General features: G+C 64.8%; 11 protein-coding genes. 7 read left to right on the forward strand and 4 right to left on the reverse strand.

The window, feature by feature from the left end; genetic code table 11:
• The 3 genes from EOD07_RS08990 to EOD07_RS09000 form a co-directional block, all read left to right on the forward strand.
• On the forward strand, nucleotides 1-1,360 hold a 1,360-nt coding region (locus tag EOD07_RS08990; RefSeq protein ID WP_127235167.1), incomplete at its 5' end, for a toprim domain-containing protein.
• Between the two features lie 43 nt (nucleotides 1,361-1,403).
• Nucleotides 1,404-3,470: an FUSC family protein gene (locus EOD07_RS08995; RefSeq protein ID WP_127235168.1), complete on the forward strand. Its 2,067-nt coding sequence runs from the start codon at nucleotides 1,404-1,406 to the stop codon at nucleotides 3,468-3,470.
• Nucleotides 3,471-3,552: 82 nt separating this feature from the next.
• Nucleotides 3,553-3,990: a VOC family protein gene (locus EOD07_RS09000; RefSeq protein WP_127235169.1), complete on the forward strand. Its 438-nt coding sequence runs from the start codon at nucleotides 3,553-3,555 to the stop codon at nucleotides 3,988-3,990.
• A gap of 16 nt (nucleotides 3,991-4,006) precedes the next feature.
• Here EOD07_RS09000 and EOD07_RS09005 read toward each other — a convergent pair whose 3' ends face one another.
• Nucleotides 4,007-5,128, reverse strand: coding sequence for a DUF2336 domain-containing protein (locus tag EOD07_RS09005; protein WP_127235170.1), 1,122 nt, complete (start codon nucleotides 5,126-5,128; stop codon nucleotides 4,007-4,009).
• Nucleotides 5,129-5,280: 152 nt separating this feature from the next.
• Between EOD07_RS09005 and EOD07_RS09010 the strand changes: the two genes are divergently transcribed.
• Together EOD07_RS09010 and EOD07_RS09015 are read left to right on the forward strand one after the other, a co-directional pair.
• Entirely contained in the window at nucleotides 5,281-5,733 is a 453-nt protein-coding gene (locus tag EOD07_RS09010; protein WP_041011475.1) for a MaoC family dehydratase, read from the forward strand.
• Nucleotides 5,733-6,614: a CoA ester lyase gene (locus EOD07_RS09015; protein ID WP_127235171.1), complete on the forward strand. Its 882-nt coding sequence runs from the start codon at nucleotides 5,733-5,735 to the stop codon at nucleotides 6,612-6,614. The genes EOD07_RS09010 and EOD07_RS09015 overlap by 1 nt, the downstream gene beginning before the upstream one ends.
• 6 nt (nucleotides 6,615-6,620) lie before the next feature.
• On the opposite strand, the gene EOD07_RS09020 is transcribed toward EOD07_RS09015, so the two are convergent.
• The gene (locus EOD07_RS09020) at nucleotides 6,621-7,295 is read right to left on the reverse strand and encodes an isoprenylcysteine carboxylmethyltransferase family protein (protein ID WP_127235172.1); all 675 of its coding nucleotides are present in this window, start codon (nucleotides 7,293-7,295) and stop codon (nucleotides 6,621-6,623) included.
• A gap of 140 nt (nucleotides 7,296-7,435) precedes the next feature.
• Here EOD07_RS09020 and EOD07_RS09025 point away from each other — a divergent pair, with 140 nt between their 5' ends.
• A complete protein-coding gene (locus tag EOD07_RS09025; RefSeq protein WP_127235173.1) occupies nucleotides 7,436-8,179 on the forward strand; it encodes a TetR/AcrR family transcriptional regulator in 744 nt (247 codons plus the stop codon).
• Here the strand turns inward: EOD07_RS09025 and EOD07_RS09030 are convergent, their stop codons facing one another.
• Entirely contained in the window at nucleotides 8,180-8,764 is a 585-nt protein-coding gene (locus EOD07_RS09030; RefSeq protein ID WP_073986059.1) for a nitroreductase, read from the reverse strand.
• A 164-nt stretch (nucleotides 8,765-8,928) separates the two neighbouring features.
• Between EOD07_RS09030 and EOD07_RS09035 the strand changes: the two genes are divergently transcribed.
• Nucleotides 8,929-9,894 (forward strand): hypothetical protein, encoded by a 966-nt coding sequence (locus EOD07_RS09035; protein ID WP_127235174.1) that lies wholly within the window; start codon nucleotides 8,929-8,931, stop codon nucleotides 9,892-9,894.
• Between the two features lie 16 nt (nucleotides 9,895-9,910).
• Here EOD07_RS09035 and EOD07_RS09040 read toward each other — a convergent pair whose 3' ends face one another.
• Complete coding sequence (locus EOD07_RS09040; RefSeq protein ID WP_127235175.1) at nucleotides 9,911-10,732, reverse strand: outer membrane protein; 822 nt, start codon at nucleotides 10,730-10,732, stop codon at nucleotides 9,911-9,913.
• Nucleotides 10,733-11,017: the final 285 nt, after the last annotated feature.

Genomic DNA, 11,017 nt, shown 5'->3' on the forward strand with positions numbered 1-11,017 from the left:
CTCGAAGGCCTATCTGTTCGGCGGCGTCGAGATCCGCTGGACCTGCGATCCGTCGCTGATCAAGGACAAGGACCAGACGCCGGCCAAGGCCGAGTTCCATTTCCCCGGCGGCCTCAAGGATTATCTCAAGGCGACGCTGGGCGACGAATTCCAGGTCACACGCGAGGTTTTCGCCGGGAAAAGCGACAAGCAGGGCGGCCACGGTTCGCTGGAATGGGCCGTCACTTGGTTCGGCGGCGATGGTTTCCTCAATTCCTACTGCAACACCATTCCGACCCCCGAGGGTGGCACGCATGAAGCCGGGTTCCGCAACGTGCTGACGCGCGGACTGCGCGGCTACGCCGACCTCATCGGCAACAAGCGCGCCTCGATCATCACCACCGACGACGTGATGATCTCGGCCGCGGGCATGCTGTCGGTGTTCATTCGCGAGCCGGAATTCGTCGGCCAGACCAAGGACAGGCTGGCGACGATCGAGGCGATTCGCATCGTCGAAAACGCAATCCGCGACCCGTTCGACCATTGGCTCGCCGACAATCCGCAGGAAGCCTCGAAGCTTCTCGACTGGGTCATCGCGCGCGCCGACGAGCGCGTGCGGCGGCGCCAGGAGAAGGAAGTCTCGCGCAAGAGCGCGGTGCGCAAGCTGCGCCTTCCGGGTAAGCTCGCCGATTGCACGCAGAACGCAGCTGCCGGCGCCGAGATCTTCATCGTCGAGGGCGACTCGGCTGGCGGTTCGGCCAAGCAGGCGCGCGACCGCGCCAGCCAGGCGGTGCTGCCGCTGCGCGGCAAGATCCTCAACGTCGCCAGCGCCGGCAACGACAAGCTTGCCGCCAACCAGCAGATTTCCGACCTGATCCAGGCGCTCGGCTGCGGCACGCGCTCGAAATACCGCGACGAGGACCTGCGCTACGACCGCGTGATCATCATGACCGACGCCGACGTCGACGGCGCGCATATCGCCTCGCTGTTGATCACCTTCTTCTACCAGGAGATGCCGAACCTGATCCGCGGCGGCCATCTCTACATGGCCGTGCCGCCGCTCTATTCGATCCGGCAGGGCGGCAAGGTCGGCTATGCCCGCGACGACGCGCACAAGGACGAGTTGCTGCGCACCGAGTTCACCGGGCGCGGCAAGGTCGAGATCGGCCGCTTCAAGGGCCTGGGCGAGATGATGGCCTCGCAGCTCAAGGAGACCACGATGGATCCGAAGAAGCGCACGCTTCTGAGGGTCGATGTGATCGACGCCGAGCAGGCCACCAAGGATGCCGTCGACGCGCTGATGGGCACCAAGCCCGAGGCGCGTTTCCGCTTCATCCAGGAGCGCGCCGAATTCGCCGAGACGGACGTGCTGGATATCTGAACGCCGTCCGGTCCATAACAGGCTCCGATATGGAGACGGGCATGTGACCTGGACGCGGCTGAAAGAGCTTGCCGAGGCACCGCTGAGCGGCCTGACGCAGCCGACCCGTTCGGATTGGATTTTCGCCCTGCGCACGGTTTCGGCGGGGCTGATCGCGCTGCTTGTTACCTACGCGCTGAAGCTCGACCATCCGCAATGGGCGATGATGACGGTCTTCATCGTCGCGCAGCCGGTCGCCGGCATGGTGCTGGCGAAGGGCTTCTACCGGCTGCTCGGCACGCTGGCTGGCGGCCTGGCGGCCATCGGCATCACCTCCCTGTTCGGCGCCAATCCCTGGCTGCTGGTCACCGTGCTGGCGCTGTGGATCGGCGTCTGCACGCTCGTCTCGTCGCTGCTGCGCAACCCGGAAGCCTATGGCGCCGCCCTTGCCGGCTATACGGCGATGATCATCAGCCTGCCGGCGCTTGGACAGCCGCATGTCGTCGTCGACCTGGCGATCGCCCGATGCGCCGAAATCGTGATTGGGATCGTCTGCGCCGGCGTCACCAGCCGGCTGATCCTGCCGAAGCTGGCGGCCGACGCCATCATCTCCCGGCTGAAACGCAGCATCCTCGACCTCGCCGAATATGCCGGCGGCGCCTTTTCCGGAGGCGATCCGGCAAGCCTCGCCGCGCTGCAGCGCAAGCTCATCACCGACGCCCAGACGCTCGCCGAGATGCGCACCTATGCGCGGTTGGAAGCGCCGAGCTTCGCCACCCGCGCCCATCCCGTGCGGCGCACGATCGGCCAGCTTCTATGGGCGCTTTCGGCGGCGCGCGCGCTGCATACCCACGCCGCGCCGAAAAACGCGACGCTCGTCCCGGTGCGCAGCGACTTGCAGGCTTTCGTCGGCGAGTTGGCCGCAACGCCCGGCGCACTCGACGACACCGGCCCCTGGGTTGCGCGGCTCGACGCGATAGCGACCAAGGCGCGGGAGGCTCCGGCCACACCCGCCGAACCCGGCGAAGACAGGGTCGGCTCAATCACCCGCCTGACCATTGCCGTCGATTTCGCGGAGGCGCTGAAGCAAGCGATGCGAGGCCTCGATGCGCTTCGCTCACCGGTTTCCAGGCCGTCCCGCGAACGACAGCAGCCGGCGCTGGTCGTGCATCGCGACTATCAGGCTGCTTGGCGCAATGCCGTGCGCGCCGCGCTGGCCACGCTTCTGGTGGCGATCTTCTGGCTGACGACCAAGTGGTCGGAAGCAGCCGGCACCGTCATCCTCGTCGCCGTCGTCTCCAGCCTGTTCGCGGCACGCCCCGACCCGGTCCAGTCGGCATGGGGCTTCTTCACCGGAACGCTGCTCGCACTGCCTTTTGCCTTCCTGGTCGGCCAGGTCGCGCTGCCGGCGCTGCCTGGCTTCGGCTGGTTCACGCTCTTCGTCGTGCCGATCCTGGTGCCCGCGGCGCTTGGCATGGCCAATCCGCGCCATGTCGGCGTCGCCACCGCCTTCGCCATCAACTTCCTCGCCTTCCTCAGTCCGCATCAGCAGATGATCTACGATCCCGGGCCGTTCTTAGCCGGTTCGGCCTCGATCCTGGTCGGCATCCTGATCGCCATTGGCGTTTTCATCGTCGTGCTGCCGGCCGATCCCTGGGTCACCGTGGAGCGAATCTCGCAAGCGATGCGTGAGGATCTGGCGCGGCTTTGCCTGCATGAGCGCATTCCCCGGCGCTCGGCCTTCGAAAGCCTCGCCTATGACCGGATCAACCAGTTGATGCCGCAGGTACAGCGGACGGGCCGCAAGGGCGACCCCATGCTTGGCGGCAGCATCGCCGCCGTCACCGTCGGGCTGGAAGTGCTCAGGCTACGCCAGGCCCAGCTGAATTCCGCCATCGCGCACGAAACGGTCGAGTCCATTGGCAATTTCCTGCGCGGCCTGGCGCGCGAGTTGCTGTTTCGGCGGCCGGGCGAGCCGCAGACCGCGACCGTCGCGGTGGCGAGGCAATATGCGGCCAATATCGCGGAACGCAGCGACCGGCTCGAAATGTTGCAGATCGCCGCCTCCCTGCGCATCATCGCCGCGGCGATGGAGGATTACCCGGATTTCTTTGCGAAGGGTCGCGCCTGAACAATTGGGGACGTGTCGCGTTTCAGGTCGGACCGGTTCGGAAAGGTCCCTTGTTAGACTGGTCGATACTTTAGGTGGACAGATGGCTCTCAAACGGATGGACAACATCGGAATCGTCGTCGAGGACCTCGATGCGACGGTTGATTTCTTTCGCGAGCTCGGCCTTGAGCTCGAAGGGCGCGCCACGATCGAAGGGGAATGGGCCGGGCGTGTCACCGGCCTCGGCGATCAGCATGTCGAGATTGCCATGATGCGGACGCCTGACGGCCACAGCCGGCTCGAGCTGTCCCGCTTCCTCAGGCCACGCGTCGTGGCGGATCACCGCAATGCCCCGGTGAACGCCCTGGGCTATCTGCGCGTCATGTTCGCCGTGGATGACATCGACGACACGCTGGAGAGGCTCCGCAAGCGCGGCGCTTCGCTCGTAGGCGAAGTGGTCCGGTATGAAGACGTGTATCGGCTCTGCTACATCCGCGGCCCTGAAGGGCTTCTCATCGGACTGGCCGAGGAACTCGGCTGAGCCTTGAACATGGTGCTTAGGCCGCGGCGATGGCCAGCGCATGCCCGCGCGCATTTTCGCGCAGCGCGTCGAGGTGGATCGCCTTCACCAGCCCGGCAAGATCGCCCTCGGCCGATTGGCCGCCGAGCTCCTTCAGCATCAGCCAGCTCACTTCCTGCACGCCGGCGACACGCCGGCCATTGGCGACCTCGCGCCAGATTTTCAGCGCGCGCAGGATGATGCCATGCGTCGCCGGCGCAAGCCCGGCGCGGCGGAACAGCGCCTGCAGCGCCACGTCATGCCCGCCGGCGAGAAGCGCCGTCACCCGCTGCTCGGACTGTTGGGCTAACGCCACCAGCGTCGAGCCGAAGAAATCCACCTTGCCATGCGCGATGGTGCGGATGATGAAGCTTGCGGTCAGGTCGCCACGCAGCCTCAAATGCTCGATCAGCGCCGCATGCTCTTCCATGCGCGTTCCCTCGATCAGCGTCACCGAGGCTTTCACGCAGGCGTCGCGCATGACGCGATCGGCGCGCGCGGCCCCCATCATCGCCAGCACCAGGGGCGAACCTTTCAGCGTCTCGCCGAGCTTGACCAGCAGCATGTGCCGGCAGTCGGCCGGCAGGCGCCGATCGGCGATCAGCGCTTCGCGCACCAGCGGCAGGTGGCCGTGCCGCTCGGCCATGCGGCGGAAGCTGAGCGAGGCAATCTCGGCACCGCTGTTGCCGATCAGCACGGCGCAGGCTTCCGGTTCGCCGACCTCGGCGATTGCCGCCGCCAGCGACATCGAGACCACCGGACGGTTGGCGATCAGCTTCTGCGTCGCCTTCTGGCCGCAGGCGACGCGCTCGACCAGGTCGGCATCGGTAAGCAGCGGCGAACGCGCGAGCACCAGCGCCGCCACTTCCGGCTGGTCGGCGGCCAGGGCGCTGATCACCTGCGGCGGCGCGTGATGGCTCATCGACAGCGCCTCGGCGAGCGCCAGGCGCACCTTGGAAGAAGCGTCGTCCAGAAGCAGCGTCAGCGCCGCCTCTGCGGCGCAGCGATCCTCGAACGGCAGATCGGAATTGATATAGGCGCGCGCCAGCGCGCTCGCGGCGGCGGCGCGCTCGGAAACCCTTGCCGTATCAATCCATTTTAGAAAATGCGAAACAACCATGCCGACCAGCTGCGCCCCTGCCGGAATGTCCCCGGCCCCGCTGTGAACGGTAGGCTGGAAATGGTTTACGAACGGTTCACCATGTTTCTTAACCGGCTTGATGGAGGCGCAGCCAACGCCTATCAAGCAACGACATTGGAGGAGATCGAACCATGGCCGGGCTTTATCTGGAAGAGTTTGTTGTCGGCCATGTCTTCCGCCACACGCTGCGCAAGACCGTGACCGAGAGCGACAACATGCTGTTCTCGGTGATGACGCTGAACCCGCAGCCCCTACACATCGATTTCGACTTTGCCGCGAAAACCGAATGGGGCAAGCCGCTCGTCAATTCGCTGTTCACGCTTGGCCTGATGATCGGCATTTCGGTGAACGACATCACGGTCGGCACGACCGTCGCCAATCTCGGCATGAAGGAGACGGTGTTCCCGCACCCCGTCTTCCACGGCGACACCATCCGGGTCGAGACGACGGTCGTCTCCGTGCGCGACTCCAAGTCGAAACCCGATCGCGGCATCGTGGAGTTCGAGCACCGCGCCTACAATCAGAACGACGTTCTTGTCGCCAAATGCACCAGGCAGGCAATGATGCTGAGGAAGGCGGCCTGATGCGCTCGCTGCTGTTCGTGCCCGGCGATTCCGAGCGCAAGCTGGAAAAGGGATTCGAGGCCGGCGCTGACGTGATCATCGTCGATCTGGAAGATTCCGTTGCCGCCGCCAACAAGGCGGTGGCGCGCGCGACCGCGGCCGGTTTCATCTCCAGCCGAAGGCACCGAACAGGTTCGGCCATCTATGTGCGGGTCAACGACCTTTCCACCGGCCTGACGGACGAAGACCTTGCGGCTCTTGTCCCGGCGAAGCCTGACGGCATCATGCTGCCGAAGTCGAACAGCGGACAGGATGTCCAGCAGCTGGCGGCGAAGCTGCGGGTGCATGAGGCCGAGAACGGGCTGCCGGACGGCGCTATAAGAATCCTGCCGATCATCACCGAGACCGCGCCAGGCGTGCTGGCGGCGGCAAGCTATGCCGGAACGAGCGCGCGGCTTGCCGGCCTGACCTGGGGCGCGGAGGATTTGTCCGCCGCGATCGGCGCGCGCACGGCCCGCGACGACACCGGCCGATACACCGACGTGTTCCGTCTGGCGCGCACCATGACCATTCTGGCGGCGGGCGCGGCCGAAGTCGCCGCCATCGACACGGTCTTTCCGAATTTCCGTGACATGGCCGCCTTCGAGAAGGAATGCCGGGAGGCCGAGCGCGACGGCTTCACCGGCAAGATGGCGATCCATCCGGCACAGGTGCCCGTCATCAATGCCGCCTTCACGCCGTCCGCCGAAGCGGTCGCGCGGTCACGCGCGATCGTAGAGGCCTTCGCGGCGGCGGGAAATCCGGGCGTCGTCGGCATCGACGGCAAGATGTACGACAGGCCGCATTTGCGGCTGGCCGAGCGTCTGCTGGCCCGCGCCAAGGCGGCAGGCGTATCCGCCTGACCCCTGCTACCAGACCATCGGGATCAGTTTGTAGCGAACGCGCGCGGCATAATCGTCATAGCCCTGCAGGCCGGTCCGCAAGGTCTTTTCCTCGATGAAGGTGCGGATGGCGAGCAGCAGGATGAAGGCGAAGACCGCTGCCAGCCCCCACCAGGAGCCGAGCAGCAGCGCCGTTCCGGCGAAATAGACTATGGCGCCCGCATACATGGGGTGGCGGACATAGCCATATGGACCGGTGGTGATCACCTTCTGTCCACGCTCGTCCTGGATCTTCACGACAGGCGCCGCGAAGCTGTTTTCCAGCATCGTGAGATAGCAGATCCAGATGCCGACGAGCAGGACCAGAGCGCCGATCACCTGCACCCAGACGGGAGCTGCCGACCAGCCGAAACGGGTATCGAGCCCCATCAGGACCAGCCAGGCAAAGATGCCGAGCAGCAATATGCTCAGCAATATCTTGTCGGCCGCGGTCTGGGTCTTCTGAATCGGCGGACGGAGGCGCTCGTTCATCAGGCCTGGATCGCGCCGGGCGAGCGCCACGCCCATGGTAAGGCTCAGTCCGACCATCACGACTATGTACACCCAGGCTGCGGTCCACCGCAGCGTGCCGGCCGACAGAAACATCAGCGCGCCCATGACGCCGAACCATATGAATGTCTGGAAAACCAATCTCGAGATCATGACCAACCTTCCGTGGCGTCCCCCGCCACTGTTGTCGAATCCGACCAGTGGTCTATTATACCGACCGACGGTCTATTCTCAAGCGCAATCAGCGCGAGGCATCTGGACGGAAACGGCTGCCGCGTGCACAAGGTTTCGTCATGCCACGTATCGTCAAGCACCCGGAGCTCAGGCGAGAAGAGCTGCTGGACCATGCCCAGGCGCTGTTCCTGACGCATGGCTACGACAAAGCGAGCCTCAACGACGTCATCGCCACCGCCGGCGTCTCGAAAGGCGCCTTCTATCACTACTTCGCCTCCAAGGAGGCCCTTCTGGAGGCATTGGCGGAGCGTTTCGCCAGGCAGGCGCTCGCCGGCGTCCAGGATGTGGTCGGCGACCCGGCGCTCGATCCGCTCGGACGCCTCAACGCCCTGCTCGCGAAATCACGGCAGGCCAAGGTCGAGACCGCGGCGGAAGCCTGGGCGCTGTTCGAGACGATGTTCCGGCCGGAAAACCTGGTGCTGTTCCACCGCATCAACGTGGCGGCCAACGCGGCCTTTTCGCCCTTGCTGGTCGAAATCATCAAGCAAGGCGTTGCGGACGGAACCTTCCGCACCTTCGATCCGGAAGGCGTCGCCGACATCGTCATGCAGTTCGGCCTGGCCACGCACGATGTGATCGCCAAGGCATTCGCCGGCGGCAGCGATGCCGATATGGACATTGCGATCGAAACCCTGGAAAGGCGTGTCAGGCTCTACGAGATCGCGCTCGACCGCATCCTGGGGCTTCCCGACGGTAGCATCCGCATCGGCGCGCCCGGCTATGTGCGCGCCGTCATGACGGCGCGTCGGGCTAGTCCCTCCTCCAGCGTGGCAGCCGCGGCGTCAAAGGCGCGCAGGATGTGACTAACCGGCCCAGGGGCCGGCGTAATCGGCATAGAGCTTCGCCGGATCGGGACGTGGCCGCTCCGGTGCGGGTCCCTGATAAGAACCGATATGGACGAAGCCGATGACTCGCTCCCGCGGCGAGAGCCCGAGGATCGCCCTGCCTTCGGCCACGTCGGAATACCAGTTGCTGATCATGTTGGTGCCATAGCCCAGCGCGTTGGCCGCGATCATCAGGTTCATGGCCGCCATGCCGCCCGACAGGAACATCTCCCATTGCGGGATCTTCGGGTTCTCCTTCGGCACCGACACCACGCCGATCACCAGTGGCGCGCGCGAGAAGCGCGCCAGTTCCTGGTTGCGCCGGCCTTCCGGCAGCGGCCCCTCGCGCTGCTCGGCAAGTGCTGCCAGCTTCTTGCCGATCTCGACGCGCGCCTCGCCGCGATAGAGGATGAAGCGCCAGGGCTCGAGCCGGCCATGGTCGGGAACGCGCGATGCGGCCGCGATCATCGTCGCGATCTCGGCATCGCTCGGCGCCGGCTCCTTGAGGTCGGGAATCGGCGCGGAATTGCGGGTGAGCAGGAAGTCTATGATCGGCGACGCCATGGGGGCCAAGTCTCCTGAAGGCATTCGATTTTGAGCTGAAGCACGCCATCGGGAGGTCGGGCGGCTCGGGCGGTGGCGTTTTGCGCCGGATAAGAAGCCGCTGAGGGGAAGCAGCGCGCTCCTAGGCCTTGAAATTGCCACCGCCTTGGGCTTCAACGCAAGGCATGTTTGAGGGGACTCTGCGCCTTTTTGTGATCGCACTCTTCGCTGCGTTGTTCGCGGTGCCGGTTTCCTTCGCCCTGGCCCAGAACGCCAACGATGTCGGCGACATCAAGCTTCCAGGCATTTCGAGCTACGCGACGCCGAAGACGGAGGGACCACTGGCGCTCGGCAATGGCGGCGCCATCACGCTGTCGGCGCAGTTGACCGACAAGGGCGCCGACATCACCCGCGGCATCGTCTGGCGGGTCTTCAAGCCGCAGCCCGCCAGCGACGGCAAGCTGCCGATGGTGGCATCCGCTCATGGCGGCACGGCCGTGTTCCAGCTCGACCCCGGCAGCTATCTCGTCCATGCCTCCTACGGACGCGCCGGCGCCACCAAGCGCATCACAGTCGGCAAGGAAGCCAGACGCGAAAGCCTCGTCCTCGACGCCGGCGGCCTGAAGCTCGACGCGGTGACGTCGGGCGGCGCGCCCATCCCGCCGAAGAAGCTGCGCTTCTCGATCTATGAAGGCGAGGCCGCGGCCAATGGCGACCGGCCGCTGATCGCCCCCGACGTCGCGCCGAACACCGTGGTGCGGCTGAACGCCGGCACCTACCACGTCGTCTCCACCTATGGCGCGGTCAACGCGGTGATCCGCTCCGATATCCGCGTCGAGGCCGGCAAGCTGACGGAAGCGACCGTCGAGCACCGCGCCGCCGAGATGACGATGAAGCTGGTGCGCGAGCCCGGCGGCGAAGCCATCGCCGACACGTCCTGGTCGCTGCTCAACGAGAGCGGCGATCCGATCAAGGAAGCGGTCGGCGCCTTCGCCTCGATGGTGCTGGCCGAGGGCCAGTACACAATCATCGCCAAGAACCGCGACCGCATCTACCAGAAGGATTTCACGGTCGTCGCCGGCCAGAACCAGGAAATCGAGGTCGTGGCCAATGAACAGTCCGCCATCGATCCCGAGGAAGGCGCGGACTGAACGGTGCTTCACCGGCTCAGTTGAAGTGATAGTTCAGACCGATGCGCACGGTCTGTTCGTGATATTTGGCTGATAATTTGAAATCCACCGGCGTTATGGTCGAGGCATCAAAGCTTCGTTTGCCGAGATCTACATACAGATATTCGGCCTTCAGACTCCAGTTGGGCGCCAGCATCGTCTCGACCCCGGCTCCGAGACTCCAGCCCAGGCGAACGCCTGACTTTGAGCCGTCTCCGCAAATCGTGGCGTCGGGGAGGCAGCCTTGAGCCAGATCCTCGACGTGAAAACCCAGGCTCGTCTTGCCGTAGGCCAGGCCGCCGGTGGCATAGACCAACCATTGCGGATCTAGGAGATAGCCCGCGCGGGCGCGCAGAGTGCCGTACCAATTCACTTTCTTGCTGACGGCTGTGCGTGTACTGTCGAAAAAGACATTCTGACCCAGATCCTCGTCGAAATAATGCGGATCGATGATGGTCGCGCTCGTCGAGCCTTTGATGCCCGATGCCTGGAGGTCCGTCTCCACGCCGACAACCCAGCCCGACGGCAATTCCCAATTGTAACCGGCTTGACCGCCACCGGCGACGCCGCGAGCGTCGGGCGACAACGACGTCGGGAACGAGCCGGCTCTCACAATGGCTTCCACAACAGGCACTAGGTCGGGAATAGCCGTATGCGGAGAGAGCCCGACGTCGCCCGAATCCCAGCCATAGCCGATATTGGCGCCGGCATAGAAGCCGCTCCATGACGGATCGGCATCACCCGCCTTGGCTGAGTTCACACCAGCTCCGGCAACACCCAGAACCAGTCCCGTCAATACAATAGACTGGGCAATATTCATCGGCTAAGCTCCCCACCAAGCCTTTGATAGCAAATCACGCAATTTGTGACTGTGGCAACGCAGCAACAGTATGAATATCTGTAAATTATTTAAGCCATATCTAAAGTATTATGCCGCTAAGGAAACGCCGGCTTGCCCGTCAGGCCGCCTTTCGCATCCGCTTGGGCAGGAATGGCACGCGGCCACGCTGCGTGGAAGGCGCCGCAAGGTCGAAGACCGCGCGATAGAGGCGGTCGAGCAGCGCCTTGCGGTCGCGCAGCGGCTCGAGGTCGCTCCATCTCAGCA

The organism is Mesorhizobium sp. M2C.T.Ca.TU.002.02.1.1 (assembly GCF_003997225.1).

Coding starts and splice junctions, on each gene's coding strand:
- EOD07_RS09000 (WP_127235169.1), top strand. CDS start 3,553: ATGGCTCTCAAACGGATGGACAACATCGGAATCGTCGTCGAGGACCTC.
- EOD07_RS09005 (WP_127235170.1), bottom strand. CDS start 5,128: ATGGTTGTTTCGCATTTTCTAAAATGGATTGATACGGCAAGGGTTTCC.
- EOD07_RS09010 (WP_041011475.1), top strand. CDS start 5,281: ATGGCCGGGCTTTATCTGGAAGAGTTTGTTGTCGGCCATGTCTTCCGC.
- EOD07_RS09015 (WP_127235171.1), top strand. CDS start 5,733: ATGCGCTCGCTGCTGTTCGTGCCCGGCGATTCCGAGCGCAAGCTGGAA.
- EOD07_RS09020 (WP_127235172.1), bottom strand. CDS start 7,295: ATGATCTCGAGATTGGTTTTCCAGACATTCATATGGTTCGGCGTCATG.
- EOD07_RS09025 (WP_127235173.1), top strand. CDS start 7,436: ATGCCACGTATCGTCAAGCACCCGGAGCTCAGGCGAGAAGAGCTGCTG.
- EOD07_RS09030 (WP_073986059.1), bottom strand. CDS start 8,764: ATGGCGTCGCCGATCATAGACTTCCTGCTCACCCGCAATTCCGCGCCG.
- EOD07_RS09035 (WP_127235174.1), top strand. CDS start 8,929: ATGTTTGAGGGGACTCTGCGCCTTTTTGTGATCGCACTCTTCGCTGCG.
- EOD07_RS09040 (WP_127235175.1), bottom strand. CDS start 10,732: ATGAATATTGCCCAGTCTATTGTATTGACGGGACTGGTTCTGGGTGTT.